The organism is Stenotrophomonas sp. SbOxS2 (assembly GCF_013416715.1).
GTDB classification, from domain to species: Bacteria; Pseudomonadota; Gammaproteobacteria; order Xanthomonadales; family Xanthomonadaceae; genus Stenotrophomonas; species Stenotrophomonas lactitubi.
This window is the reverse complement of sequence record NZ_JAAVXD010000005.1, coordinates 477,823-503,177: the sequence shown is the minus strand read 5'-3', so window position 1 is coordinate 503,177 and position 25,355 is coordinate 477,823. Positions and strand designations below refer to the sequence as shown.

The window sequence follows — 25,355 nt, the reverse complement described above, 5'->3', positions numbered from 1 at the left end:
CGACAGATTGCGCCAATGCGCCGGCCACCACAATGCGCGGCCCCGATTCCGGAGCGCCCGCATGTCGCGTCGCCTGTTGCTGCTCACCATCGCGCTGCTGATGTTCCCGCAGCTGGCCCAGACCCTGTACAGCCCCGCCCTGGCCGATCTCGCCGGGCGCTTCGCGCTGCCCCCGGGCGCCGCCAGCCAGGCGATGAGCCTTTACCTGTTCGGTTTCGCCGCCGGTGTCGCGCTGTGGGGATGGCTGGCCGACCGTATCGGCCGCCGCCCAGCCCTGCTCGGCGGCCTGGCCGTGTTCGCACTGGCGGCCTGCGGAGGCCTGCTGGCCAGCACGTTCGGCCAGGTCCTGCTGGCCCAGGCACTGGCCGCGCTGGGCGCGGCGACGGCCTCGGTGGTGACCCAGACGGTACTGCGCGATCACCTGCAGGGGCCGGCCTTGGCGCAGGCGTTCTCGTGGATCGGCATGGCGCTGGCATTGAGCCCGGCGATCGGGCTGGCACTGGGGACGTTGCTGGTTGCCACCCATGGCTATGCCGGCGTGCAGGCAGGCCTGCTGCTGATTGCCCTACTGCTGATGCTCGGATGCACATCCGGCCTGCACGAGAGCCGCCCTGCCAACGTCGGGCACACCCCTCTGCTGCCACTGCTGCGGCAACTGCTCTGCGACCGCTGGATCTGGTCACAGGCGCTGCTGGTGATGGCATTCAACGTGGCCATGTACAGCTGGTACGCCCTAGGGCCCTTCGTGTTCGAGCGACTGCACTGGCCGCTGGCCTGGTTCGGTGCCAGCGGAGCGCTGCTGGCGCTGGGTTCGGCGCTGGGCGCCTGGGGCAATGGCCGCCTGCTACGCGCAGGCGCGTGCGCCACCACCCGCATCCAACTCGCCGCGGGGCTGGTGCTGGCCGGTGGCCTGTTGGCTGTACTGCTGCATGATCGACCCGCTCTGGTCGTGGCGATGGTGCCGGTGGTGACCGGCTTCGGCCTGGCCATTCCCAATGTGCTCGGCCAGGCCCTGCGCGGCTATCCGCATTGCCTCGGCAGCGCAGGCGCGCTGTTCGGCCTGCTCTATTACCTGTTGATCGGCGTGGCGATGGCCGTGGTCGGTGCACTGCAGCTGCTGGCACCGACGCTCATCGCATGCGGGCTGCTTGCACTTTGGCTGCAGCGGCCGCGCGCCGTTGTGGCCTAGGAATTATTGCAAAGGCCATGCGCTGTGCGCTGCTTCCGGAATCGCCCCCTATGCACTGGCTATCGTGCGCACTCTCCCCAACGAGGCAGATGCCCATGATCACCATCACCGCCGAACAGGCCCGCGCCAACGCAGATGCCGCTACGCGTCCTGTCGACCAGTACTACCGCGATCTCGACACGTCGATCCAGGCGGGGTCGGAAAATGGCCGCCGCTACATCGTGTTCGGCTTCAGCCAGGCTTTGGCCAGCGAGCGGCTCGTCGAGGGCGTCGTCGCGCAGTTGCAGAAGAATGGCTTCGAGGTCGAACGACTGCCCAGCGATGCCGAGCAGCATTACATCCGCATCAGCTGGGAAGGAGCCGCGCCGGCCCGGCTCAACGCCGGCTGATGGTGAACGCCGCGCCGTCCACGCCCAGGTCCCAGCCCTTGCCGGTGCCGGACAGTGCCAGCGAGATATCGCCCTTGGTCATCACCTGCGCGTTGCTGGACTTCACTGCACCGGCGTGCGCGCCTACCGAGGCGTAGGTGCCCAGCAGCTCGCCGACGCTGCTGGCGCCGGTGAAGCTGCCACGGCCATCGGTGATCTTCGACTTGCCGACGGTCAGGCCGCCACCCTTCAGTTGGATCCGCACCGGCATGCTGGCGCCGTTGGTGCAGTGGATGGTGCCGTTGCCCGAGGCGGTCTTGTAGATCAGCGACCAGCCCGACAGGTTGTAGCGCAGCTGGCAATCAAGATTGCCACCGGCCTGCGCGGTCGGGGCCAGGGAGGCAGTGGCCAGCGCCAGCAGCAGGGCAAACGGCTTGGTATTCATCGGCAGAACGTCCACATCGGTCGGAATGTGGGCGAATCTAGCAGCGCGCGCGTGCACGTTGGATGCAGGCGCGCGCGGTGAGGCAGGAGGCGTTCAGCCGCCGTATCAGGCCTGCACATCCAGATGGAAGGCGTCGGCATCGAGCATCGCCGGGAAGCGTGCACGGTGCGAGGCCAGCGCTTCGGCCGAGATGGTGGTGGTCACCACCTGCTCGCGCTCGCGGATCTCCACCTGCGGCTGGCCAAGGAAGTCGATGACCGCGCTGTCGCCAGCGTAGTGCAGCTGGTTGCCGTCCACGCCTACGCGGTTGACCGCAGCGACGAAGCACAGATTCTCGATCGCCCGCGCGCGCAGCAGGGTCTTCCACGCATAGGCGCGCGCCGACGGCCAGTTGGCGACGAAGATCTGCAGGTCAAAGTCCAGCTGTTCAACACGCTCGACGTTGTAGCGGTTGCGGCAGAACACCGGGAAACGCAGGTCGTAGCAGACCTGCGGATTGATCCGCCAGCCCTTCCATTCCACGCACAGGCGGTCGCGGCCGGCGGCATAGCGCTCGTGCTCGCCACCGTAACGGAACAGATGGCGCTTGTCGTAGTACTGCAGGCCACCGTCGGGGGTGGCGAACAGCAGGCGGTTGTAGACGCCCTCGCCGTCACGCAGCTGCACGCTGCCGATCACCGCCGCATTCACGGCCGTGGCCTGTTCGCGCACCCAGGCCACGGTCGGGCCGTCCATGCGTTCGGCCTGGGCGATGGCTTCGTTGGAAAAGCCACTGGTGAAGGTTTCCGGCAGGATCACCAGATCGGTGGTCCCGGCCAGCGGCGCCAGCAGCGCACCGTAGTACTCGCGGTTGCCCGCCGGGTCGTGCCAGCGGGTGTCGCCCTGGACGAGGGAAATGCGCAGGTCCTGCATGCTGTCTTCTCCGCTCACAGCAGGCGCAGGCGTTCGATCGCCGCGTCCAGGGTGGCCTCGTTCTTGGCGAAGCACAGGCGCACCAGGCGCTGGCCGGCCGGCGCGGTATCGTAGAACGGCGACAGCGGGATGGCGGTGACGCCCTTCTCGATGGTCAGCCACTTCACGAACTCGTGGTCCGGCAGGTCACTGATGGCCGAATAATCGACCAGCTGGAAGTAGCCGCCCGGCACCGGCAGCGCCTTCAGGCGGGTACCGGCCAGCTGCTCGCGGAAGCGGTCGCGCTTGGCTTCATAGAACGCGCCCAGTTCCAGATGGTGCTGCGGTTCGTCGCGGATCATCGCGGCAAAGCCGTACTGCGCCGGGCCGAAACTGGTGAAGGTGTTGTACTGGTGCACCTTGCGGAATTCAGCGGTCATCGCCGGCGGCGCCACCGCGTAGCCGATCTTCCAGCCGGTGCAGTGGTAGGTCTTGCCGAAGCTGGAGATGACGAAGGTGCGCTCGCGCAGCTCCGGGTAGCGCAGTGCCGATTCATGACGGCGGCCGTCGTAGATGATGTGCTCGTACACCTCATCGGAAATCAGGTAGATCTGCGTGCCGCGCAGCACGTCGGCCAAGGCCTGCATGTCCGCTTCGTCCAGCATCGCGCCGGACGGGTTGTGCGGGGTGTTGACCATCAGCACGCGGGTGCGCGGGGTAATCGCCGCACGCACGCGGTCCCAGTCCACCGCGAAGGTCTGCGGGTCCAGCGGCACATGCACCGCCGTAGCACCGGCCAGTTCGATCGCCGGTTCGTAGCAGTCGTAGGCCGGGTCGAGCACGATCACTTCCTCACCGGCACGCACCACGGCGTGGATGGCGTTGAAGATCGCCTCGGTGGCGCCGCTGGTGACGGTGATCTCGGTGTCCGGATCGATCTGCGCGCCGTACAGGTCCAGCGACTTCTGTGCGATGGCCTGGCGCAGCGGCGCCACGCCGGTCATCGGCGGGTACTGGTTCAGGCCGGCGGCCATCGCCTTGCTGGTTTCGTCGATCAGCCGCTGCGGCGCGGAGAAATCCGGGAACCCCTGGCCGAGGTTGACCGCGCCATGTTCGGCGGCGAGCTGGGACATCACGGTGAAGATCGTGGTACCGACCTTGGGCAGCTTGGTGTTCGGTTGCATCGGCCTGGGCTGTGGGGAAACAAGGGCTGGAAGTGTACGAAATCCCGACCCGGCCTGCGGCGCCGACGGTAGCGCCGGGTCATACCCGGCGGCTCTTTGCACATGCCACACCGGCGCCTGGCAGAGCTGCCGGCCAGCGGCCGGCACTACCCGATGCGGTTTCACCGCTACAATTGCCGCCGCACTCCTGCATGAAGACCCCTGCGCCTTGAACACCCCTGCATTGCTGGCTGCCAGCGGCCTGAGCTTCTCCCGCAATGACGAGCCGGTGTTCGGCCCGCTGGACTTCCACGTGGATGCCGGCGAAGCGCTGCTGGTGCAGGGCGGCAACGGTGCCGGCAAGACCACCCTGCTGCGCGTGCTGTCGGGCCTGGCGCGCCCGGGCGCGGGCCAGGTGTTGATCGACGGCAAGCCGGCCAGCAACGCCGAGCGTGCGCGCTATGTCGCCTACCTCAGCCACCTGCCGGCGCTGAAGCCGGACCTGGACACGCTGGAGAACCTGCATTTCCTGTGTGGCCTGCACGGCCGCCGCGCACGGCAGATGCCGGGCAATGCGCTGGCCATCGTTGGTCTGGCCGGCTACGAGAACACCCTGGTGCGGCACCTGTCGGCCGGACAGAAGCGGCGCCTGGCGCTGGCCCGCATCTGGCTGTCACCGGCCCCGCTGTGGCTGCTCGACGAACCCTATGCCAACCTCGATCTGGAAGGCATCAACCTGGTCAACCGGATGATTTCCGCACACCTGCGCAGCGGCGGCGCCGCCCTGGTCACCACCCATGGCGCCTATGCCGCCCCGCCGGTACGCACCCGCCAGCTCGATCTCGGCGGTGCCGCATGATCGCGCCGGGCACCGAACCGGGCCTGTGGCAGACCGCCCGCGCCCTGGTGGCGCGCGACCTGCGTCTGCTCTGGCGCCGTCGCGGCGATGCACTGCAGCCGCTGCTGTTCGCCCTGCTGGTGGTGGTGCTGTTCGCCCTCGCCCAGGGCCGGGATCCGCAGCCGCTGGCTGCCACCGCCGGTGCGGTGCTGTGGTTGGCGGTGCTGCTGGCCGGGCAGCTGGCGCTGGATTCGCTGTTCCGCTCCGATGCCGAAGACGGTTCACTCGAACAATGGCTGCTGGCGCCGGTGCCACTGGCGTGGCTGGTGCTGGTGCGCGTGCTGCTGCATTGGGCGACCACCGCCCTGCCGTTGATCCTGCTGAGCCCGCTGCTGGCGGAAATGCTGCATCTGCCGCATGACCAGCTGCCGATGTTGCTGGCATCGTTGCTGTTGGGAACACCGTTGTTGAGCCTGATCGGTGGCGTGGTCGCTGCACTGACCGTGGGCATCCGGCGCTCTGGTATTCTCGTGGCGTTGCTGTCGTTGCCGTTGTATGTACCGGTGCTTGTCTTCGGTGCCGGCAGCCTGGCGGCAGCCAGCCGCGGACAGGATCCGGTCGGTGCGCTGCTGATGCTGGGCGCTGGACTGGTGATCGCCCTGGTGCTGGCACCGCTGGCGACCGCTGCTGCGATTCGTATTTCTCTGAGTTGACCGAGCTGAGAGCCAATCCACCCCTGCTGGATAGCCGCCACGCATGAATCCGATTGTCCGCTGGTTCCATCAACTCGGCTCGCCTCCCACGTTCGATCGTTTCGCTGCCCGCTGGTCGCGACTGTTCTACATCGCCGCGGTACCGGTGCTGCTGGTCGGCATGTGGCAGGCGCTGCTGGTGGTGCCGCCGGAAGCCCGCCAGCTGGATAGCTTCCGCATCCTCTACATCCACGTGCCCAGCGCCTGGATGAGCCTGTTCGTGTTCGCGCTGATGGCGCTGTATGCCGCCATCGCACTGATCTGGCGGATCAAGATCTGCGAGATCCTGGCCATGGCGTGCGCGCCGATGGGCGCCGGTTTCACCTTGATCACCCTGGTGACCGGCAGCATCTGGGGCAAAGGCACCTGGGGCACGTGGTGGGACTGGGACCCGCGCATGACCAGTGAGCTGGTGCTGCTGTTCCTGTACCTGGGCGTGATCGGGCTTTACCACGCCATCGAAGACCGCCGCAGTGCCGCGCGTGCCGCCGGACTGCTGGCCATCGTCGGCGTCAGCCTGTTGCCAGTGATCCGTTACTCGGTGGACTGGTGGGGTGGCCTGCACCAGCGCCAGTCGATCAGCGTGTTCGGTGAATCGGCCATCCGTACCGAGCTGATTGCTCCGCTGTGGTGGATGGTGATCGCCACCAAACTCTGGTTCTGTGGTTCGCTGCTGGCCAAGGCACGCGCCGACAACCTGTACCGCGAAGCCGGCAAGGCCTGGGTTGGCGACCGCGTCGATGCCCGGGCAACCGAGGTGGAGGAATCGCGGCCATGACTCACCTGCCCTTCGTGATCGGCGCCTACGCCGTGTTCGTGCTGGTGCTCGGCGCCGATGCCCTTGGGTCGTGGCTGCGCCTGCGCGCGGCACGCCGCCAGGCGCAGTCGCGCCAGCAGCGGCAGCAGGCCCGTCAGGCCGCACAGCAGGTCGCCGCGCCTGCGCTGTCGGCGGAGCTGGAGCGATGACGCCGGTCCAACGCCGCCGTCTGGTCTGGGTGCTGCTGGCCCTGCTCGCCTCAGGGCTGGCCACCGCGCTGGTGGCGATGGCGCTGGAACGCAACATCGCCTACCTGTACACACCCTCGGAAGTACTGCGCGGCGATGTCGATGCACAGACCCGGTTCCGCCTCGGCGGCATGGTGGTGAAGGGTTCCTTCAACCGCCCGCTCGGCTCGTTGGAAGCGCATTTCAAGGTCACCGACGGCGATGCGCAGTTGCCGGTGGCCACCTCGCGGATCCTGCCGGACATGTTCGCCGAAGGCACTGCCGTGGTCGCAAGTGGTCGCCTGCAGGACGGTACGTTCGTCGCCGACGAGGTACTGGCCAAGCACGATGAAAAGTACGTGCCCAAGGAAGTGGCCGACAAGATGGGCCAGGCCCATCGCAAGCATGATGTGCCGGTCACGGCGCCCGAGGTGCGCTGAGTGCTTCCCGAATTCGGTCAGATCCTCCTGCTCTGCGCGTTGCTGGCCTCGCTGCTGCAGGCAGTGCTGCCGCTGGTCGGTGCGCAGCGCGGCAACGACGCATGGATGTCCATTGCCCGCCCGGCAGCCTTTGCCCAGCTGGTGCTGCTGGCCGGTGCGTTCGCCGTACTGACGGCAGCCTTCGTGCAGCAGGACTTCTCGGTGCGCTACGTGGCCGAGAACTCCAATTCACTGCTGCCACTGATCTACCGCTATTCGGCGGTGTGGGGGGCGCACGAAGGCTCGCTGCTGATGTGGGCGCTGGTGCTGGCGCTGTGGACCGGCGCGGTGGCGCTGTTCTCGAGGCATCTGCCAGCACCGGTACAGGCGCGCGTGCTGGCGGTGATGGGCGTGGTCAGTGTCGGCTTCCTCGCCTTCCTGATCTTCACCTCCAATCCGTTCCTGCGCTTGAACCCGGTGCCGCTGGAGGGACGTGACCTCAACCCGCTGCTGCAGGACCCGGGGCTGATCATCCATCCGCCGATGCTGTACCTGGGCTACGTCGGCTTCGCAGTGCCGTTCGCCTTCGCCGTGGCGGCGCTGCTGGAAGGCCGCGTCGACGCACGCTGGCAACGCTGGACGCGACCCTGGACCAACGTGGCCTGGGGCTTCCTGACGCTGGGCATCGCACTGGGCAGCTGGTGGGCGTACTACGAGCTGGGCTGGGGCGGCTGGTGGTTCTGGGATCCGGTCGAGAACGCCAGCTTCATGCCATGGCTGGTTGGCGCGGCGCTGATCCATTCACAGGCGGTGACCGAAAAGCGCGGCACCTTCGGCAGCTGGACGCTGCTGCTGGCCATCGCGGCATTCGCGCTGTCGCTGCTGGGCACCTTCCTGGTCCGCTCCGGCGTGCTGACCAGCGTGCATTCGTTCGCCGCCGATCCCTCGCGCGGGCTGTTCATCCTGATCTTCCTGTCGCTGCTGGTCGGTGGCAGCCTGCTGCTGTACGCGCTGCGTGCGCCGCGGCTGGCCGTGGATGCCGGCGACCCGCGCCGTGGCTTCACCGCAACCTCGCGCGAAACCCTGCTGCTGGCCAACAACCTGCTGCTGGCCAGCGCCTGCGCGATGGTCCTGCTCGGCACGCTCTACCCGCTGCTGGCCGATGCGCTGTCGCTGGGCAAGATCTCGGTGGGGCCGCCGTACTTCGGCAGCCTGTTCCTGCTGTTGATGGCACCGATGGTGATGCTGCTGCCGTTCGGTCCGCTGGTGAAGTGGCAGCGCGACCAACCCTCGCGCGCACTGGCATTGCTGTTGCCATGGGCGGGCCTGGCCGTGCTGCTCGGCGCCTGGGCCTGGTGGCAGGCGCCGCAGAATGGCTGGAAGGCCGGTATCGGCGTCGCGGCCGCAGCCTGGGTCGGCCTGGGCACCGCCCGTTTCGTCTGGCAGCGCCTGCGTGGCAATGGCCGCTTCACTGCCGAGATGCTTGGCATGATCGTCGCCCATGCCGGTGTCGCGGTGTTCCTGGCCGGCGCGCTGCTGGTGGAAGCCTTGAACGTGCAGCGCGAAGTCGCGCTGTCACCGGGCCAGCAGGTGGTGGTCGCCGGCCACGAAGTCCGCTTCGAGGGCGTGGACCACCGCGAAGGCCCCAATTTCATCGCTGATCGCGGCCATCTGCGGGTGCTGCGCGATGGTCGCGAACTGGCCCTGCTGCATCCGGAGAAGCGCCAGTACGCCAGCGGCGGCCAGGTGATGACCGAAGCAGGCATCGATGCACGCCTCAGCGGTGATGTCTACGTGGCATTGGGCGAGCCGCTGGGCAACAATGCGTGGGCGGTACGGGTGCACATCAAGCCCTTCGTGCGCTGGATCTGGCTGGGCGCGCTGTTGATGGCCCTGGGCGGATTCATCGCCGCCGCCGATCGCCGCTTTCGTCGTCCGTAGGAGTTCCCCATGTCCGAGTCACCCGCCCCACGCCCTTCCCGCCCGCTGCCGCCGGTAGCCATCGTGATTGGCGTCCTGTTCTTCTTCGGCCTGCTTGGCCTGATGATCTACGGGGTGATGAAATCGGGCGATCCGCAGCGCGATGTGCTGCCTTCGGCACTGATCGACAAGCCGGCGCCGGCGTTCGCGCTGCCGGTGCTGCATGACCCGCAGATGATCGTGCGCAGCGAGGAACTGCGTGGCGCGCCCTACCTGCTCAACGTCTGGGGCAGCTGGTGTGCGGCCTGCCGTGAAGAACATCCGGTGCTGACCCGCTTCGCCGAGAGCAAGCGCGTACGCGTGATCGGCTACAACTGGAAGGATGAACCCACCGACGCGCTGCACTGGCTGGAACAGCTGGGCAATCCGTTCATGGTCGTGCTGAGCGACATCGAAGGCCGCACCGCCATCGACTGGGGCGTGACGGCCGCACCGGAAACCTTCCTGGTCGATGGCAGTGGCATCGTGCGCTGGAAGTACAGCGGTGCGATGACCCAGCAGGTGGTCGACGAAAAATTGATTCCGGCGCTGGAGAAGCTTGAAAAGGCCCAAGGCGATGCCGGCAACACCCTGCACGCCTCGCCGTAAGCACATGCGCTGGCTGCTGCCGCTGCTGCTGGCGATGACCCTGGTGCTGCCGAACGCCGGCCTCGCCCAACAACCGGTGCATGATGCGCGGCCGCTGGTGTTCCGCGATACGGCCGAGGAAGCACGATTCCACGACCTGGCCGCGCAGCTGCGCTGCGTGCAGTGCCAGAACCAGTCATTGGCCGATTCCAACGCGCAGATCGCCCAGGACCTGCGCAGTGAAGTGCTGCAGTTGATGCAGCAGGGCCTGGACGATGCGGCCATCAAGCAGTTCCTGGTCGCCCGCTACGGCGAGTTCGTGCTGTATCAACCGCCGCTGCAACCCGGCACCTGGCTGCTGTGGGGCGGTCCGCTGCTGGTACTGGGTGGCGGCGCGCTGGTGGTGATGGGTATCGTCCGTCGTCGCAGCCGGCAGATGGATGCGTCCGCTGTGGTGAACCCAACCGAGGGAGAAGACTGGTGACGCACTGGTTGCCGATGGTCGCCGCAGTGGCCGCTGCGCTGTTGGCGGCAGTAGTGCTCTGGCCGCTGCGCCAGCAAGGCCGCCGCAGCTTCGTGCTGGGGGTGGTGGCGCTCGGTGTAGCCGGCGCCTGCCTGTACCTGCTGGTCGGCAATCCACGCGCTGCACAGGTGCAACCCGCGCCTTCGGTGGCCACCCTGCGCGACGGCGTAGAGGCACTGCAGCAGGCGTTGCAGCGTGACCCGCAACGCGCCGATGGCTGGGCACTGCTGGGCCGTTCGCAGGCCGAACTCGGCAATGCCGCCGCTGCAGCCGATGCCTTCAACCGCGCCGCAGCACTGGCGCCGGACGAACCGGGCGTGCTGGTCGAGGCCGCGCAGGCACGCGCGCAGGCCGATCCGGGCAAGCAGTTCGATGACACCGCGCTGGCATGGCTGCAGCGTGCGCATACCTTGTCGCCCGATGCCGAGCGCGCCAGCTGGTTGCTCGGCATCGCGCTGCGCCAGCGTGGCCGCAACGCCGAGGCTGCCGACCTCTGGAGCACGCTGCTGCCTCGCCTGGAACCGGGCGCGGCGCAGGCGCTGCAGGCGCAGATCGCCATCGCCCGAGAGGCGGCTGGCCAGCCGTCGGACACACCGGCAGCGGCACCGCCGCTGCTGCAGGTGCGGGTGCACCTGCCCGCATCGCTGAAAACGGGTGACTGGCCGGCCAGCACCCAGGTGTTCGTGCTGGCGCGCGCAGTGGGTGGCCCGCCGATGCCGGTGGCTGCACGCAAGCTGCCCTTGGCCAGCTTCCCTGCAACGGTCGGCCTCGGCGACGGCGACAGCCCGATGCCAACTGCACCCTTGTCGGCGCATCGCGAAGTGGAAGTACTGGCACGCATTTCGCGCAGCGGCAGCGCCAACCGCAGCGAAGACGACCTGCAGACCGCCCCGGTCAAGGTCAGCCTGCCGCATGACGGCGTGGTCGAGCTGCGGTTCCCGTAACGTACACGCGCCGCTGCGCTCGCCGGGCCATGCCCGGCGGATCCACGCTCAGCCCGCCCATGGAAACCAGCGTGTCGCCAGCTGCACATGCCGCCCCGCTAGAATGCCCACATGACCGAATTCATTCCGCCCGGCACCCGCTTCCATGCCCTGCCCTCGCCCTTTCCGTGCAAACGTGGTGGCGCCCTGCACGGTGCGCGCGTGGCCTACGAGACCTGGGGTGCGCTGGACGCAGACGCCGGCAACGCGATCCTGATCGTCACCGGCCTGTCGCCCGACGCACATGCGGCGGCCAACGAAGCCAATCCTGCGCCGGGCTGGTGGGAAGCCATGATCGGCCCCGGCAAACCGATCGATACCGACCGCTGGTTCGTGATCTGCGTGAACTCGCTGGGCAGCTGCAAGGGCTCCACCGGCCCTGCATCGATCAATCCAGCCAGCGGCGAACTGTATCGTCTGGATTTTCCGGAACTGTCGATCGAAGACGGCGCACGCGCGGCAGTTGACGTGGTACGCGCGCTGGGCGTCGAGCAGCTCGCCTGCGTGATCGGCAATTCGATGGGCGGGATGACCGCGCTGGCGGTGTTGCTGCTGCATCCGGGCATCGCCCGCAGCCATATCAACATTTCCGGCAGCGCGCAGGCATTGCCCTTCTCCATCGCGATCCGTTCGCTGCAGCGCGAAGCCATCCGCCTGGATCCGCGCTGGAACGGTGGCCACTACGACAATGAGGCATACCCGGAATCGGGCATGCGCATGGCACGCAAGCTGGGTGTGATCACCTACCGCTCGGCGCTGGAATGGGATGGCCGCTTCGGTCGCGTGCGGCTGGATTCCGACCAGGCCGACGATGATCCGTTCGGTCTGGAATTCCAGGTCGAAAGCTATCTGGAGGGACATGCACGCCGGTTCGTGCGCTTCTTCGATCCGAACTGCTATCTATACCTGAGCCGCTCGATGGACTGGTTCGACCTGGCCGAATATGGCGATGGCGATGTGCTGGCCGGACTGGCCAGCATCCGCGTCGATAAGGCGCTGGCAATTGGCGCCAACACCGACATCCTGTTCCCGGTACAGCAGCAGCAACAGGTCGCCGATGGCCTGCGCGCCGGCGGCGCGGATGCGCGTTTCATCGGCTTGGAATCACCGCAGGGCCATGACGCGTTCCTGGTCGACTTCGAACGTTTCGGCCCGGCCGTGCGCGGCTTCCTCGACGAACTGTAATGGTGTGGCGGCGCAATCTCGCACTGGCCGCGTGCGGTGCGTTGATCGGCTTGACCGCAACCGGCGTGTTTCCACTGTGGCTGGCAGCGTGGTGCGCGCTGGCGAGCGCGGTGTCGTTCGGCTTGTATGGGCACGACAAGCGGGCAGCGCAGCGCAATCAGCAGCGGACACCGGAACGCACGCTGCAGCTGCTGGCATTTGCTGGCGGCTGGCCTGGTGCCCTGCTCGGCCAGGCGCTATTCCGCCACAAACATCGCAAGATGCAGTTCCAGTGGGTGTTCTGGCTGTGCGTGCTGGCCAACGTGGCCTCGATCGCGGTGATGCTGCGCGAATTTTCGCGGTAGCCGCCCTGTAGATCCACGCTACGCGTGGATATGCCGACCTTGGTCGGCATCTACCGAAGCGGTTCGCGGACCAATACCCCATCGCGCAACCGGTACTGCACATCCACCACACCGGCCGGCAGGTCATCGTGGGTGATCATCAACAGGCTGCGTCCTTCCAGCAGAGCTGGCAGGTCCTGCAGCAGTGCGCGCGCGGTATCCACGTCCAGGCCTTCGGTGGGCTCATCCACCAGCAGGATCGGCGCATTGCGCAGCAGCGCGCGGGCCAGCGCCAGGCGACGCGCCTGGCCGGCCGACATCGTCGCGCCGTTCTCGCCCACCCAGGCCTGCAGGCCGCCATTGCGCTCGGCCCATTCGCCCAGCCGTACCCGTTGCAGCACCGACCACAACGCCTCGTCACTGGCCTCGGGATCGCCCAGTCGCAGGTTTTCGGCCACGCTGCCGGCAAATACCGGTGCGTTCTGCGGCAGCCATGCCAGATGCCGGTGCCAGTCGGCCTGGGCGACATCGCGCAGGTCCTGGCCACCGTAGGTCAGCCGTCCGTGCTGCGGATCCCACAGACGCAGCAGCAGGCTGGACAACGTGGTCTTGCCGCTGCCGCTGTCGCCACGGATGGCGATGCGCTCGCCCGGCGCCAGCGTCAGCTGCAGGCCACACAGAACCGGCCGTGCGGCGCCTGGCCACTGGAAGTGCACATCGTCCCAATGCACGGTCGCGGCCGACGCCAGTGGCTGCGGCGATGCAGGTTCTTCCACCGAAGGCGGTTGCTCGACGATGGCCTGCAGACGCGCGGCGGCAATGCGGCCCGATTGCAGCGATTGCCAGGCCAGGCCCATGCCCCCCCACAGCTCGATCATCGCTACCGTCAGGAATACCAGCCCGGCGGCCATTTCCGGTGCGATGCGCTGTTGTTCGGCCGCATGCAGCGCCAGTGCCAGCATCGCCACCAGGCCGAGCCCGGCCAGCACGCCATGCAGCGTTGATGCAGCAATCAGCCGCAAGCGTCGGCGTCGATCGCGCGAGGCCACCTGTTTGGCCGCCACCCGCACCTTCAACTGCCAGGCGTTGCCAGCATTCAGCGCGGCCAGATCAGCCGCCCCTTCCAGTCCCTCGAATGCTGCCGTGCGCAGCGCCGCACGATGGGCAGCGCGGTCGGCCTCTTCGCTGTCATGGCCACGTACGCCCAGCCACGGCACGCCAACACCGATCAGCAGCGCCAGTACCGCCAGCAGCAGCGCTGCCGATGGCAGGATCAACGCCGCCGAGCCCACACCCACCAGTGTCAACGCAGCCAGCGCCAGCAACGGGCCGATGGCACGCACCAGCAGGCCGTCGATTTCGCCGATGTCGCCCAGAAGCCGCGCCAGCAGATCGCCAGTGCGGGTCGCGCCCAGCCGTGCCGGCGCCAGCGGCAGCGCGCGGCGGAAGAACCACACGCGCAGATCGCGGGCGATGCGCAGGGTGGCGTCATGCCCCACCAGTTTTTCGAAGTAGCGCGATGCGATGCGCGCCATGGTCAGCCCGCGGATGCCGGCCGACGGAGTGAAGAAATTGAAGCCCTGGCCAAGGCCCGCTGCACCGGCCAGCGCTGCAGCGGTCAGGAAGCCGCCGGACAGGCCCAGCAGCGCGGTGCCGGCCAGCATCGTGGTCCACAGCAGCAGCACCGCCAGCAGCAGGCGCGGGCGATGGCGCAGGAACACCGCGCGCAGTGAATCGGAAGAGCGGCTCATGCGCGCACCGCCTGCGCCGGCTCAACCAGGCGCCCTTCGGGCAGCAGCAGGCAGCGGTCGGCCCAGGCGATCACCGCCGGGCTGTGGGTAGCCACCACCACGCTGCGTCCGCGCGCATACGCGGCCAGGCTGCGCAGCAGCGCCGCTTCGGTTTCGGCGTCGAGAAAAGCAGTTGGCTCATCCAGCAGCAGCACCTGCGGATCGCGCAGCAGCAGACGCGCCAGGCCGATGCGACGTGCTTCGCCACCCGACAGGCCGAAGCCGCGCTCGCCGATCAGCGTATCCAGCCCCTCTGGCAGGCGCTGCGCGAACTGCAGCACCTGTGCGGCTTCGGCAACGGCGCGCAGGCGCGCGTCACTGGCACCGGGATCGGCCAGGCGCAGGTTTTCGGCAATGGTGCCGTGGAACAGATAGGGACGCTGGCTGGCATAGGCCACCTGCAGTCCCGGCCGCAGCTGCACCCGGCCAGCGCGCGGCGGCAGCCATCCGGCCAGCGCTTCCAGCAACGTGCTCTTGCCGCTGCCACTGGGACCGACCAGGGCCAAGCGCTGCCCCGGTTCCAGCTGCAGGTCGAGGTTCTGCAGCACGTCATGCGCAGCGCCCAACGGACGCAGTACCAGACCGTGCGCCTGCAGCGGTGGCAAAGCGGCCTCGGCCGGCTCCGGTGCCAGCGGCACGCCGTCCTCTGCAATCGGGGCCTCGTCTTCCGGCAGCACCTGCAGCAGGCGCTCCACCTCGGCGGCAGCGGCCAGCGCGTTGGCACGGTCGTGATAGTGCGCGGCCAGGCGCCGCAACGGCGCGTAGAACTCCGGTGCCAGCAGCAGGCAGAACAGGCCTGCCCCCAGCGTCGGCACGGTCGCACGCAGCGACATCAGGCCCAGATAGCTCAGGCCCAGATACAGCGCGACCATCGCCACGCTGACCGACGCAAAGAATTCCAGCACGGTGGAGGACAGGAAGGCGATGCGCAGCACCTTCATGGTGCGCACGCGAACGCCGTCGGCCGCAGCCTCGATGCCGGCCAGCTCGGCCTCCCCGCGGCCATACAGGCGCAGCAGACCCAGGCCCTTGATGCGATCGGCGAAGTGCCCGCTCATCCGCGCCAGTTCGCCCAACTGCGCGCGTCCGGCCGCTTCGGCGCCCCAACCCACCAGCATCATGAAAAACGGCACCAGCGGCGCGGTGAACAGCAGGATCAGTGCGACCACCCAATCGACCCAGGCCACAGCAGCCAGGATCAGCAATGGCACCACCACTACTTCGGTTCGCACCGGCAGGAAACCACTGTAGTAGTTCTCGATGGCATCGCCGTGATGCAGCATCAGCTCACCCAGCTCGCCGGTGCGGCGCTGCCGCAGCCACAGCGGACCATGCCCGAGCAGGCGCGCGAAGACACGCTCGCGCAGGGACAGTCGTGCGGCATCGGCAACGTCACCGGCCGCAGCCTGGGTGACACTGCCCAGCAGGGTGCGCACCACCAGGATCAGCGCCAGCGCGGCCAACACCGGCAGGCCCTGGGCCAACGGCGCGCGCTCGACCAGCACCTGCTGCACCAGCCAGGCGATGGCGGCGGCCTGACCGATCAACAGCGTGCCGGACACGCTGATGCACAGCGACGCCAGCCGCTGCCGTCCCTTCGCGGCGCGGGCCAGATCGGCCAGCCACGCGGTGCGGACACGCCGCAGGCGGGTCGATTCGTCATCCCGATCAGGGGCGTCGGCGGTCGGTTCGGCAGCGCTCAAGGCTCTTCACAGGCAGCAGGGGATGGACGGCATTGTAGGCGCAGGCAACCGCCTTCCCCTGCGGCCGGCGGTCGCAGTCTTCATCGGGTTGGCATACGATCCCCCTGAACACCTGTTCATACATTGATCTGGATCAAGGCTGTTTGAAGTAGTCGGTCACATCATTCACCCCGTAGACCACCCTTCCCGCCACCTGCAACGGCACTATCCAACGAGGTAGCCAGGCCATGATTGATCAGACAGTCGTAGAACTGTCGCGGCTGCAATTCGCTCTGACCGCGATGTACCACTTCCTATTCGTACCGCTCACGCTTGGCCTGTCCTTCATGGTGGCCATCATGGAAAGCGTGTACGTCATGACCCGTAAGCAGGTCTGGCGGCAGATGACCCTGTTCTGGGGCACCCTGTTCGGCATCAACTTCGCCATCGGCGTGGCCACCGGCCTGGTGATGGAGTTCCAGTTCGGCATGAACTGGTCGTACTACAGCCATTACGTGGGTGACATCTTCGGTGCGCCGCTGGCCATCGAAGGCCTGATGGCGTTCTTCCTGGAAGCCACCTTCATCGGCCTGTTCTTCTTCGGCTGGAAGCGCCTGAGCCCGGTCAAGCACCTCACCGTGACCTGGCTGATGGCGCTGGGCACCAACCTGTCGGCGGTGTGGATCCTGATCGCCAACGGCTGGATGCAGAACCCGACCGGTGCGGTGTTCAACCCCGAAACCATGCGCATGGAAGTGGTCGACTTCGCTGCGGTGCTGCTGAACCCGGTGGCGCAGGCCAAGTTCGTGCACACCGTCAGCGCCGGCTACGTGACCGGTGCGATCTTCGTGATGTCGATCAGCGCCCTGTACCTGCTGCGCAACAAGCACAGGGACATGGCCCGCCGTTCGTTCGCGGTGGCCGCAGCCTTCGGCCTGCTGTCCTCGCTGTCGGTGGTCGTGCTGGGTGACGAAAGCGGTTATGCCGCCAGCGAACACCAGAAGATGAAGCTGGCCGCGATCGAAGCGATGTGGGAGACCGAGCGTGCACCGGCGGACTTCACCGCCTTCGGCATTCCCAACCAGGACACCCATACCAACGATTACGCGATCAAGATTCCGTACCTGATGGGCCTGATCGCCACCCGTTCGCTGGACCAGCCGATTCCGGGCATCCTCGAACTGGTCGACCGTGCAGAGCACCGCATCCGTGGTGGCCAGATCGCCTACGGCGCGCTGGAACGGGTGAAGAAGGACAAGAACGACCTCGAAGCACGGGAGATGTTCGACCGCCATTGGCAGGATCTCGGCCATGGTCTGCTGCTGAAGCGTTACCGCGAAGACATCCTCAACGCGACGCCGGAGGAAATCTCCAAGGCCGCGATGGATACCGTGCCGCGCGTGGCGCCGCTGTTCTGGACCTTCCGCATCATGGCCGGGCTGGGCTTCTACCTGATCGCCTTCTTCGCGCTGGCCTTCTACTACTCGTGCCGCAACAACTTCCAGGACAAGCGCTGGTTCCTGAAGCTTGCCGTGTGGAGCCTGCCGGCGCCGTGGATCGCGATCGAATGCGGTTGGTTCGTGGCCGAGTACGGTCGCCAGCCGTGGGCGGTGGACGGCGTGCTGCCCACCTTCTATGCAGCATCGGGCCTGGCACTGCATGAAATCCTGACCACGCTGGCGGTGTTCACCAGCCTGTACACGGTGCTGCTGATCATTGAAATCAAGCTGATGCTGAAGGCGGTCCGCAAGGGTCCTGATGACATCCTGCCGACGCTGCAGGCCGACATCCGCCCTGTTTCCCCCAATGCCGTTGCCCCCGGCCAGGCCTGAGGCAGGAGAATCCAGATGGAATTCATTGCACTTGATTACACCACGCTCCGCGTGATCTGGTGGCTGCTGCTCGGCATCCTGCTGGTCGGCTGGGCCGTCATGGATGGTTTCGACCTGGGCGTCGGCACCCTGCTGCCGTTCGTGGCCAAGACCGATGAAGAACGCCGGCTGGTGATCAACACTGTCGGCCCGGTCTGGGAAGGCAACCAGGTCTGGTTGGTGCTGGGTGGCGGCGCGATCTTCGCCGCATGGCCGCCGCTGTATGCGGTCAGCTTCTCCGGCTTCTACCTGGCGGTGTTTGCGATGCTGTTCGGGCTGATCCTGCGCCCGGTCGGCTTCAAGTACCGCAGCAAGCTGCCGTCCAAGCGCTGGCGCGACAACTGGGACCGCGTGCTGTTCGTCGGTGGCCTGCTGCCGGGCCTGATTGCCGGCGTCGCGGTGGGCAACGTACTGCTGGGTGTGCCGTTCCACTTCGATGACACGCTGCGCGTGACCTACACCGGTTCGTTCTTCGGCCTGCTTACGCCGTTCGCGCTCATCGCCGGCCTGATCAGCGTGGCCATGCTGGTATCGCACGGTGCGGCCATGCTGGTGCTCAAGACCGACGGCCCGGTGGCCGAACGTGCGGCGCGCTACGGCAGCATCGCCGCCATCATCAGCTTCGTGTTGTTCGCCGCTGCCGGCGCCTGGGTGGCCTTCGGCCTGCCGGGCTACCAGATCACCTCGCAGGTGGTGACCGACGGACCGACCAATCCGCTGTTGAAGACCGCCGAACTGGGCACCGCCGCCGGTGGCTGGCTGCGCAACTACAGCAGCATGCCGGCAACGCTGGTGTTCCCGGTGCTGGGCCTGCTGGGTGCACTTGCCAGTGCGGTGCTGTTGCGCGCGCGTCGTGGCGGCCTGGCCTTCATCGCCTCGGGCGCGTCCATTGCCGGCATCATCCTCACCGTCGGCTTTGCGATCTTCCCGTTCCTGCTGCCGTCCTCCAGCCAGCCCACCTCCAGCCTGACCGTCTGGGACAGTTCGTCCAGCCACCTCACGCTGTGGGTCATGCTGCTGGCCACGGCCATCTTCCTGCCGATCATCCTCGCCTACACCACCTGGGTGTACCGCGTGCTGAAGGGCAAGACGACGGTCGAGGACATGGACGACAACCCCAACGCGTACTGATTGCCCGTGTGCCGGCCCAGGGTCGGCACACCCCTCGCACACAGGAGATTGACCATGTGGTATTTCGCTTGGATTCTCGGCGCTGGCCTGGCTTCGGTCGTGGCCATCCTCAACGGGATGTGGTTCGAAGCACGCGAAAGCGCGCGCGCCGACAAGGAAGTGCGTTGAAACTGTAAAAAAGGGTTGCCGGAACGGCCTTCACACCGTATTCTTGGCGGCTCCTTCGGGGTGTAGCTCAGTCTGGTAGAGCGCTACGTTCGGGACGTAGAGGTCGCAGGTTCGAATCCTGTCTCCCCGACCACTTCGGTGGTCGCATTGAAGCCTGGTGAAGTCTTCCAGGCTTTTTTGTTCCCGCAGGAGTCGCTGTCACGGCAGCGAAGCAGAACGGTCTTCCCCCTTGCCGCCATCGGGGGAAATGGCTAGAATAGGCGGCTCCCTTCGGGGTGTAGCTCAGTCTGGTAGAGCGCTACGTTCGGGACGTAGAGGTCGCAGGTTCGAATCCTGTCTCCCCGACCACTTCGGTGGTCACCAAGAAGCCTGGAAGACATCCGTGTCCTCCGGGTTTTTTTGTGCCTGAAATCCGGGACAACCGGCTACGCCGCCATCAGCACATGCCGCCGGGGACCTGGCCCGGCCCGGCCACGTACAATGGCCACCACTCCCCCACCTGCCACACCGGCCCTGTCCGGTGCGGGCGCTGCACGTCACCTGCGCGGCGTGCGCCACCTGCAAGGAACACCGCATGACGTCCCCCACCTCCCCTTCGCCATCATTGCTGCACGGTCGCCTGCTGGCGTTCGCCGCGATCCTGCTGGCAGCGGTCAACCTGCGTACTGCGGTCACCTCGATCACTCCGCTGCTGGACGTGCTCGGCCAGCAGTTCGGCTTCGGCACCACCATGACCGGTGTGCTGGGCATGCTGCCGACCGCCTCGTTCGCATTGTTCGGCGTCGCCACCCCGGCGCTGGCACGACGCCTGGGCCTTGAGCGCACCACGCTGCTGGCCATGCTGATGGCCGCCACCGGCCTGCTGCTGCGCTCCAGCGCCGGCAATGTCGGCACCCTGCTGCTGGGCTCGGTGATCGCACTGGCCGGCATGGGCATCGGCAACGTGGTGGTGCCGCCGCTGGTGAAGCGCTACTTCGCCAACAAGGTCGGCACCATGAGCACGCTGTACATCAGCGTGCTGCAGCTGGGCACGATGATGCCGGCGCTGCTGGCGGTGCCGGTGGCCAACGCCGCAGGCTGGCGGGTGTCGCTGGGCATGTGGGCGTTGCTGGCGCTGGCGGCGACCCTGCCATGGATGCTGCTGGCACGCAGTGCGCCCAGGCCGGTGCTGGACAGCAACGACCCCACCGCGCAGCCGCACGGGAAGGTCTGGCGTACCTCGTTGGGCTGGAGCATGACGCTGATGTTCGGCATGACCTCGCTGATGACCTATTCGATGTTCACCTGGCTGCCGCGCATCGTGGTCGAAGCCGGTGCCACGCCCGCCTTCGGTGGGGTGATGGTGGCGGTGTTTTCGGCATTGGGCCTGCTGCCTTCGCTGGTGATCCCATCGCTGGCGGTCCGCCTGCAGAACCCGTTCCCGCTGGTGCTGATCGGCTTTTCCGCTTTCGTCATCGCCTTCGCTGGCCTGCTGTTCGCGCCGATGAAGGCGCCGTTGCTGTGGGCCTGCCTGCTGGGCGTCGGGCCGTCCACGTTCCCGCTGGCGCTGACCCTGATCAATCTACGTACGCGCACCCCCACCGGCTCGGCCGCCTTGTCCGGCTTCATGCAGGGCGTGGGCTACAGCTTCAGCTGCCTGGGCCCGTTCCTGGTCGGCTGGCTGCATACCGTCAGCGAGGGCTGGACCCTGCCCTTCGCCTTCCTGTTCGGCTGCGCGGTGCTGATGCTGTGCGCCTCGTGGGTCGCCTGCAAGCCGCGCAAGCTGGAAGACCTGTGGTGACCGCCCCGGCTGCCTGACGCCCGCCGCCGTGAAGCTGGACCCACACACCCCACTACCGCGACCTACACACCGCCACCGCAGCGGGTGACGTAGCGTGTCCAAAGCTGACCCGGTTCGCGTCCAGAGCCGGGCGCGGCTTGGGGTGCCGGACAGCCCGGGGACGTGCCGTGCTGCCGCCCCCTTGCCGCCGGAGCAATCAAAAAATACCTTTTTCAACAATGCGTTGCAGAAGGGTTGGCCGATCCGTCACGGACTTTCCGTCAATCTGGTACGGACCGCAACTGCCCGCATCGGCAAAGCGTCAGCTACAGTTGGCATGTGATGTGCGTCACACTTTGAGCGCATCGTTCAGGTATGGATGCTTAGGGGGTCTCATGGTTGTCTACCGTCCGCTGGCGTTCTGCGTCGGCCTGGCCTGCGCCACTCTGGCGTCCTGGGCTGATGCAGCGCCGCCGCCCACCGCGACCACGCGCGCCGAACGGCTCGCCGAAATCGGCCACTACCGTGACCAGGCGCGCTGGGTCGATGCCCTGGCGGCAATCGAGCGGGCGCAGCTGCGCGAGCCCAACGACGACCTGCTGTACAAGCTGCAGGTATTGACCCTGGGCGACATCGGCAATGCCCATCGCGCCTGGCGGCTTTACCAGGCCCGGCCCAACCTGTTCGACCAGGACCAGAAGGCGCGGCTGGAAGCCAACTACGTGGCCAAGCTGGTCAACTGGAGCCTGGCCTACGGGGAAACCGAAGACACCCGGCTGGACGAGGCCGAGGCTTCGCTGGCGGAAATGGAGCAGTACGTCGAGCGCGATGGCACCGCGCAGGCGCAGGCGCCGCTGCGGATCCGCATGGACCGGCTGATCCTGCTCAACCGCCTGGCCCGTCACGCGCAGGTGCGCGACGAAGCCCGGGCGCTGCAGCGCGAGGGCCATGCCCTGCCCGACTACGTGCTGCCAGCGGTGGGCGACTCGCTGATGTCCACCCAGAATCCGGAAGAAGCCATCCCGTTGCTGGAGGCCGCCGCGAAGAACGATCCCTCGCGCTTCCAGTCGCGCTCGGAGCTGGCCTATGCCTACCTGGAAACCGAGCAGGCGGAGAAGGCGGTGGGCTACCTTCAGGCGTGGCAGAAGGATGAACCGGCATGGCGCTGGGGCGGTGGCAAGACACCCTTCCAGAACTGGGCACGCTACGAAGCCGACCTGAACCTGGCGATGGTGCGGGCCTACAGCGGCGATCTGCCCACGGCCCAGCGCGAGCTGGAAGCGCTGGTCGACGTCGGCCCGGGCAATGGCAGCCTGCAGACCTCGCTGGGCAGCGTCTACCAGATGCGCGGCTGGCCACGGCGCGCACTGGAACGTCACCAGATGGCCTACACCCTGGACCCGCGTGACATCGCGCCGCGGCTGGGCATGTACGAATCCTACGTGCAGCTGCAACGCGACGACCTGGCGCGACCGCTGCATGACGATCTTCTGGCCCGCTATCCAAGCCAGCCGTCGGTGCAGCGCATGGACCGCGACTGGCGCGCCCATCGCGGCTGGCAGCTGTTGGCCACGGTCGAGGGCGGCCGCAGTTCCGGCGGTGGCGGCACCTCGCCGCTGGGCAACGACGACCTGCACTACGGCATGGAAGTCGCCTCGCCGGTTCTCAACGACCGCTGGCGCCTGTTCGCCTTCGCCGACCGCCGTTCGGTCACCTTCCAGGATCAGGATATCGATCCGCTGTGGATCGGTGCCGGCGTGCGTTACCGCTTCGACCGCGTCGATGCCGAGGCGGCGGTGCTGCGCCCCAATGACAGCATCGGTGACACCGGTCTGCGTGGCAGCGTCGGCTGGCAGTTCAACGATCGCTGGCACGCGGGTGTAACCGCTGCCCGCAATGACCCGGAAGCCTCGATGCAGGCGCGCGTGGCCGGCATCACTGCCGACAGCGTCGCCGTTGCCGTGGATTACACGCGCAACGAGCGCACCCACTGGAGCATCGGTGGCAGCCAGTTCCGTTACGACGATGGCAACCGCCGCGACACGCTGAACAGCGCGATCGAACAACGGCTGTTGACCCGCCCGCGCCTGTTGATCGATGGCCTGGGCAGTGTCTACACCAGCCGTGGCAGCCGCGACGATGCGCCGTACTTCAACCCCTCGCGGGATCGCTCGGTGGAAGTGGGCCTGCGCATCGATCAGCAGTTGTGGCGCCATTACGAGCGCCACTTCCGCCATCGCCTGACGGTGTCCGTTGGCAACTACTGGCAGGAAGGCTTTGGCAGTTCAATCATTCCGACAGTGGCCTACCGCCACGAATGGCAGTTCGATCAGGGGCGGATCCTCGAGTACGGCGTGAGTTGGTCGCGGCCGGTCTACGACGGCCAACGTGAACGACATATCGGCTTCGATGCCGCGCTGCGCTGGGGAGAATGAGATGGAACGGATGCTTCGCAACCTGACGACCGTGCTGCTGCTTGCGCTGCTGTTCCTCACCCTGCCCGCCGCAGCCCAGCGCGACCGCTCGGCCGCGGACCTGGACGCGGCCGACAACGGCCTGCTGGTACTCAGCTATCACGACGTGCGCGATGATGTGCTGGAAAAATCGGATGCCGACGCCTACGCGGTCAGCACGCAGAACTTCGCCGCACACCTGGACTGGCTGTCCGCCCATGGCTATCACCCGGTCTCGCTGTCGCAGCTGATCAAGGCCTCGCGGGGGGAAGCAAAGCTGCCGCCGCGGCCGGTACTGCTGACCTTCGACGACGGCCTGCGCAGCGTGTACAGCCGTGTCTATCCACTGCTGCGCGCGTACAACTATCCGGCGCTGGTGGCGGTGATCACCGACTACGTCGACATGGCACCGGGCCGCACCATCGACTACGGCTACCGTCCGTTCGGCCATGACGATTTCCTGACCTGGGACCAGCTGCGCGAGATGCAGGCCAGCGGCCTGATCGAACTGGCCAGCCATACCGACAACCTGCACCACGGCGTGCAGTCCAACCCGCAGGGCAACCAGACCCCGGCGGTGATCACCCGCATCTACGACCCGAAGGCGCAGCGCTATGAAAGCGCGCAGGAGTACGAGAAGCGCCTGCGCGATGATCTGGGCCGCAGCGTGCAGCGCATCGAGAAGGAACTGGGCGTACGCCCGAAAGCGATCGTCTGGCCGTATGCCGCCTACAACCAGTTGAGCAACGACATCGCCGAGCAGCTGGGCATGCCGGTGTCCTTCGACCTGGAAGGACGCAGCACGCCGGTAACCGCCGACCTGCACGGCCTTGCACGCCTGCTGGTGACCAGCAATCCGAACGTCACCTCGCTGGCCTTCGAGCTGCGTCGCAACGTCAACCTGGACGGCACCCGTGCACTGCAGATCGACCTGGATTCGGTCTACGACAGCGACCCTGCACAGCAGGCGCGCAACCTGGATGCCCTGATCGAGCGCGTGAAGCGGATCGGCCCGACCCATGTCTACCTGCAGGCCTTCGCCGACCCGGACGGCAACAACACCGCCGATGCCCTGTACTTCCCGAACCGCCACCTGCCGATGCGCGCGGACCTGTTCAACCGTGTCGCCTGGCAGCTGAAAACCCGCGCCGGGGTGAAGGTCTACGCGTGGCTGCCGGTGCTGGGCTATGAACTGCCCGACGCTGCGCAGCGTGCGGCGCTGGGCATCCAGAGCCCGGAACGCGATGGCATGTACCGCCTGGATTTCACCAAGCCGCAGGCACGGCAGATCATCAAGGACATCTACGAAGACCTGGCGATCAATTCGTACTTCGAAGGCCTGTTGTTCCACGATGACGGCTATGTACGCGATACCGAACTGGCGCAGCTGCCACAGGAAGGCAGCGACGGTGGCCGCACCCAGGCGCTGATCGATTTCACTTTGGAACTGCGTGACAGCGCACAACGCTGGCGCCCCAAGCTGGGCACCGTACGCAACCTGTACGCGCAGCCGGTGCTGGAGCCGCAGAGTGCGGCATGGTTTGCCCAGCGCCTGGATCTGTTCAACAAGGCCTATGACCGCACCGCGCTGATGGCGATGCCGTGGATGGAAGGCAGCCGCCGTCCCCAGCGCTGGATGGACCGCCTGGTGGTGGCAGTGCGCGAGCACGACCCGGACCTGAAGCACACGATGTTCGAGCTGCAGACCGTGGACTGGCGCACGCAGACGCCGATCAGCGGCGAACAGCTGCGCGCGCAGATCCGTCGCCTGCAGGCCCAGGGCGTGCGTCATTTCGCGTGGTACCCGGACGATTTCATTGCCGACAAGCCGTCGACCCAGGATGCACGCGCGGCGATGTCCGCGCGCAATTTCCCGTATCCGGAGAAGTGA

At 67.0% G+C, this 25,355-nt stretch carries 24 protein-coding genes and 2 tRNA genes; 21 read left to right on the top strand and 5 right to left on the bottom strand.

Translation table 11 applies throughout. The features are described from left to right. The first annotated feature begins 61 nt into the window (after positions 1-61). Entirely contained in the window at positions 62-1,189 is a 1,128-nt protein-coding gene (locus HFK18_RS11895; RefSeq protein ID WP_100553017.1) for an MFS transporter, read from the top strand. A 95-nt stretch (positions 1,190-1,284) separates the two neighbouring features. Further along, entirely contained in the window at positions 1,285-1,578 is a 294-nt protein-coding gene (locus HFK18_RS11890; protein WP_100460594.1) for a hypothetical protein, read from the top strand. Here the strand turns inward: HFK18_RS11890 and HFK18_RS11885 are convergent. From HFK18_RS11885 to HFK18_RS11875, 3 genes are all read right to left on the bottom strand, one after another. Beyond that, positions 1,565-2,002, bottom strand: coding sequence for a hypothetical protein (locus HFK18_RS11885; RefSeq protein WP_180166407.1), 438 nt, complete (start codon positions 2,000-2,002; stop codon positions 1,565-1,567). The two genes, HFK18_RS11890 and HFK18_RS11885, sit on opposite strands and share 14 nt — an antisense overlap. A 105-nt stretch (positions 2,003-2,107) precedes the next feature. After that, positions 2,108-2,914: an amidohydrolase gene (locus HFK18_RS11880; RefSeq protein WP_180166406.1), complete on the bottom strand. Its 807-nt coding sequence runs from the start codon at positions 2,912-2,914 to the stop codon at positions 2,108-2,110. A 14-nt stretch (positions 2,915-2,928) separates the two neighbouring features. Continuing rightward, positions 2,929-4,077 (bottom strand): pyridoxal phosphate-dependent aminotransferase, encoded by a 1,149-nt coding sequence (locus HFK18_RS11875; RefSeq protein ID WP_180166405.1) that lies wholly within the window; start codon positions 4,075-4,077, stop codon positions 2,929-2,931. Positions 4,078-4,285: 208 nt separating this feature from the next. Here HFK18_RS11875 and ccmA point away from each other — a divergent pair, with 208 nt between their 5' ends. The 11 genes from ccmA to HFK18_RS11820 all read left to right on the top strand — a co-directional run bounded on the left by ccmA (position 4,286) and on the right by HFK18_RS11820 (position 12,631). Then, complete coding sequence (ccmA, locus tag HFK18_RS11870; RefSeq protein WP_180166404.1) at positions 4,286-4,915, top strand: heme ABC exporter ATP-binding protein CcmA; 630 nt, start codon at positions 4,286-4,288, stop codon at positions 4,913-4,915. Continuing rightward, complete coding sequence (ccmB, locus tag HFK18_RS11865) at positions 4,912-5,607, top strand: heme exporter protein CcmB (RefSeq protein WP_100553021.1); 696 nt, start codon at positions 4,912-4,914, stop codon at positions 5,605-5,607. Before ccmA ends, ccmB begins: the two co-directional genes overlap by 4 nt. 43 nt (positions 5,608-5,650) lie before the next feature. After that, the gene (gene ccmC, locus HFK18_RS11860) at positions 5,651-6,424 is read left to right on the top strand and encodes a heme ABC transporter permease CcmC (RefSeq protein ID WP_100460624.1); all 774 of its coding nucleotides are present in this window, start codon (positions 5,651-5,653) and stop codon (positions 6,422-6,424) included. After that, a complete protein-coding gene (gene ccmD, locus HFK18_RS11855) occupies positions 6,421-6,612 on the top strand; it encodes a heme exporter protein CcmD (protein WP_100553022.1) in 192 nt (63 codons plus the stop codon). The genes ccmC and ccmD overlap by 4 nt, the downstream gene beginning before the upstream one ends. Then, complete coding sequence (gene ccmE, locus HFK18_RS11850; RefSeq protein ID WP_180166403.1) at positions 6,609-7,070, top strand: cytochrome c maturation protein CcmE; 462 nt, start codon at positions 6,609-6,611, stop codon at positions 7,068-7,070. Before ccmD ends, ccmE begins: the two co-directional genes overlap by 4 nt. Further along, on the top strand, positions 7,071-8,990 hold the full coding sequence (locus HFK18_RS11845) for a heme lyase CcmF/NrfE family subunit (RefSeq protein WP_180166402.1): 1,920 nt from the start codon (positions 7,071-7,073) through the stop codon (positions 8,988-8,990). A 9-nt stretch (positions 8,991-8,999) separates the two neighbouring features. Continuing rightward, entirely contained in the window at positions 9,000-9,617 is a 618-nt protein-coding gene (locus HFK18_RS11840) for a DsbE family thiol:disulfide interchange protein (RefSeq protein ID WP_025876469.1), read from the top strand. A 4-nt stretch (positions 9,618-9,621) separates the two neighbouring features. Further along, positions 9,622-10,080, top strand: a complete 459-nt coding sequence (locus HFK18_RS11835) for a cytochrome c-type biogenesis protein (RefSeq protein WP_180166401.1) — start codon at positions 9,622-9,624, stop codon at positions 10,078-10,080. Continuing rightward, positions 10,074-11,063 (top strand): tetratricopeptide repeat protein, encoded by a 990-nt coding sequence (locus HFK18_RS11830; RefSeq protein ID WP_180166656.1) that lies wholly within the window; start codon positions 10,074-10,076, stop codon positions 11,061-11,063. The genes HFK18_RS11835 and HFK18_RS11830 overlap by 7 nt, the downstream gene beginning before the upstream one ends. A gap of 111 nt (positions 11,064-11,174) precedes the next feature. Continuing rightward, positions 11,175-12,287, top strand: a complete 1,113-nt coding sequence (locus tag HFK18_RS11825) for a homoserine O-acetyltransferase (RefSeq protein ID WP_180166400.1) — start codon at positions 11,175-11,177, stop codon at positions 12,285-12,287. Next, a complete protein-coding gene (locus tag HFK18_RS11820; protein WP_180166399.1) occupies positions 12,287-12,631 on the top strand; it encodes a DUF1294 domain-containing protein in 345 nt (114 codons plus the stop codon). Before HFK18_RS11825 ends, HFK18_RS11820 begins: the two co-directional genes overlap by 1 nt. A 50-nt stretch (positions 12,632-12,681) precedes the next feature. Here HFK18_RS11820 and cydC read toward each other — a convergent pair whose 3' ends face one another. Together cydC and cydD are read right to left on the bottom strand one after the other, a co-directional pair. Continuing rightward, the gene (gene cydC / locus HFK18_RS11815; protein WP_180166398.1) at positions 12,682-14,361 is read right to left on the bottom strand and encodes a thiol reductant ABC exporter subunit CydC; all 1,680 of its coding nucleotides are present in this window, start codon (positions 14,359-14,361) and stop codon (positions 12,682-12,684) included. Next, positions 14,358-16,103: a thiol reductant ABC exporter subunit CydD gene (gene cydD, locus HFK18_RS11810; protein WP_180166397.1), complete on the bottom strand. Its 1,746-nt coding sequence runs from the start codon at positions 16,101-16,103 to the stop codon at positions 14,358-14,360. Before cydD ends, cydC begins: the two co-directional genes overlap by 4 nt. Positions 16,104-16,330: 227 nt before the next feature. Here cydD and HFK18_RS11805 point away from each other — a divergent pair, with 227 nt between their 5' ends. The 8 genes from HFK18_RS11805 (at position 16,331) to pgaB (ending at position 25,355) form a co-directional block, all read left to right on the top strand. Then, entirely contained in the window at positions 16,331-17,914 is a 1,584-nt protein-coding gene (locus HFK18_RS11805) for a cytochrome ubiquinol oxidase subunit I (RefSeq protein ID WP_099821188.1), read from the top strand. 15 nt (positions 17,915-17,929) lie between these two features. Further along, positions 17,930-19,084 (top strand): cytochrome d ubiquinol oxidase subunit II, encoded by a 1,155-nt coding sequence (gene cydB, locus HFK18_RS11800; RefSeq protein WP_088101726.1) that lies wholly within the window; start codon positions 17,930-17,932, stop codon positions 19,082-19,084. A gap of 54 nt (positions 19,085-19,138) precedes the next feature. After that, positions 19,139-19,252 carry a cytochrome bd-I oxidase subunit CydX gene (gene cydX, locus HFK18_RS11795; RefSeq protein WP_025876452.1) on the top strand — a complete coding sequence of 38 codons (114 nt, stop codon included), beginning with the start codon at positions 19,139-19,141 and terminating at the stop codon, positions 19,250-19,252. Positions 19,253-19,308: 56 nt separating this feature from the next. Then, positions 19,309-19,385: transfer RNA gene (locus tag HFK18_RS11790), tRNA-Pro, on the top strand. 138 nt (positions 19,386-19,523) lie between these two features. Then, positions 19,524-19,600 (top strand) — tRNA-Pro (locus HFK18_RS11785). A 226-nt stretch (positions 19,601-19,826) separates the two neighbouring features. Next, on the top strand, positions 19,827-21,032 hold the full coding sequence (locus HFK18_RS11780; protein ID WP_180166396.1) for an MFS transporter: 1,206 nt from the start codon (positions 19,827-19,829) through the stop codon (positions 21,030-21,032). Positions 21,033-21,406: 374 nt separating this feature from the next. Continuing rightward, complete coding sequence (pgaA, locus tag HFK18_RS11775; protein WP_180166395.1) at positions 21,407-23,446, top strand: poly-beta-1,6 N-acetyl-D-glucosamine export porin PgaA; 2,040 nt, start codon at positions 21,407-21,409, stop codon at positions 23,444-23,446. Position 23,447: 1 nt separating this feature from the next. Then, a complete protein-coding gene (pgaB, locus tag HFK18_RS11770; RefSeq protein ID WP_180166394.1) occupies positions 23,448-25,355 on the top strand; it encodes a poly-beta-1,6-N-acetyl-D-glucosamine N-deacetylase PgaB in 1,908 nt (635 codons plus the stop codon).

Bases quoted from the DNA above. Each gene is read 5' to 3' on its own strand.
- ccmB (WP_100553021.1), top strand. From the start codon at position 4,912: ATGATCGCGCCGGGCACCGAACCGGGCCTGTGGCAGACCGCCCGCGCC.
- HFK18_RS11880 (WP_180166406.1), bottom strand. From the start codon at position 2,914: ATGCAGGACCTGCGCATTTCCCTCGTCCAGGGCGACACCCGCTGGCAC.
- HFK18_RS11875 (WP_180166405.1), bottom strand. From the start codon at position 4,077: ATGCAACCGAACACCAAGCTGCCCAAGGTCGGTACCACGATCTTCACC.
- HFK18_RS11835 (WP_180166401.1), top strand. From the start codon at position 9,622: ATGCGCTGGCTGCTGCCGCTGCTGCTGGCGATGACCCTGGTGCTGCCG.
- HFK18_RS11895 (WP_100553017.1), top strand. From the start codon at position 62: ATGTCGCGTCGCCTGTTGCTGCTCACCATCGCGCTGCTGATGTTCCCG.
- ccmC (WP_100460624.1), top strand. From the start codon at position 5,651: ATGAATCCGATTGTCCGCTGGTTCCATCAACTCGGCTCGCCTCCCACG.
- HFK18_RS11840 (WP_025876469.1), top strand. From the start codon at position 9,000: ATGTCCGAGTCACCCGCCCCACGCCCTTCCCGCCCGCTGCCGCCGGTA.
- cydX (WP_025876452.1), top strand. From the start codon at position 19,139: ATGTGGTATTTCGCTTGGATTCTCGGCGCTGGCCTGGCTTCGGTCGTG.
- cydB (WP_088101726.1), top strand. From the start codon at position 17,930: ATGGAATTCATTGCACTTGATTACACCACGCTCCGCGTGATCTGGTGG.
- HFK18_RS11890 (WP_100460594.1), top strand. From the start codon at position 1,285: ATGATCACCATCACCGCCGAACAGGCCCGCGCCAACGCAGATGCCGCT.
- pgaB (WP_180166394.1), top strand. From the start codon at position 23,448: ATGGAACGGATGCTTCGCAACCTGACGACCGTGCTGCTGCTTGCGCTG.
- cydC (WP_180166398.1), bottom strand. From the start codon at position 14,361: ATGAGCCGCTCTTCCGATTCACTGCGCGCGGTGTTCCTGCGCCATCGC.
- HFK18_RS11820 (WP_180166399.1), top strand. From the start codon at position 12,287: ATGGTGTGGCGGCGCAATCTCGCACTGGCCGCGTGCGGTGCGTTGATC.
- ccmD (WP_100553022.1), top strand. From the start codon at position 6,421: ATGACTCACCTGCCCTTCGTGATCGGCGCCTACGCCGTGTTCGTGCTG.
- pgaA (WP_180166395.1), top strand. From the start codon at position 21,407: ATGGTTGTCTACCGTCCGCTGGCGTTCTGCGTCGGCCTGGCCTGCGCC.
- HFK18_RS11825 (WP_180166400.1), top strand. From the start codon at position 11,175: ATGACCGAATTCATTCCGCCCGGCACCCGCTTCCATGCCCTGCCCTCG.
- HFK18_RS11780 (WP_180166396.1), top strand. From the start codon at position 19,827: ATGACGTCCCCCACCTCCCCTTCGCCATCATTGCTGCACGGTCGCCTG.
- HFK18_RS11805 (WP_099821188.1), top strand. From the start codon at position 16,331: ATGATTGATCAGACAGTCGTAGAACTGTCGCGGCTGCAATTCGCTCTG.
- ccmE (WP_180166403.1), top strand. From the start codon at position 6,609: ATGACGCCGGTCCAACGCCGCCGTCTGGTCTGGGTGCTGCTGGCCCTG.
- HFK18_RS11885 (WP_180166407.1), bottom strand. From the start codon at position 2,002: ATGAATACCAAGCCGTTTGCCCTGCTGCTGGCGCTGGCCACTGCCTCC.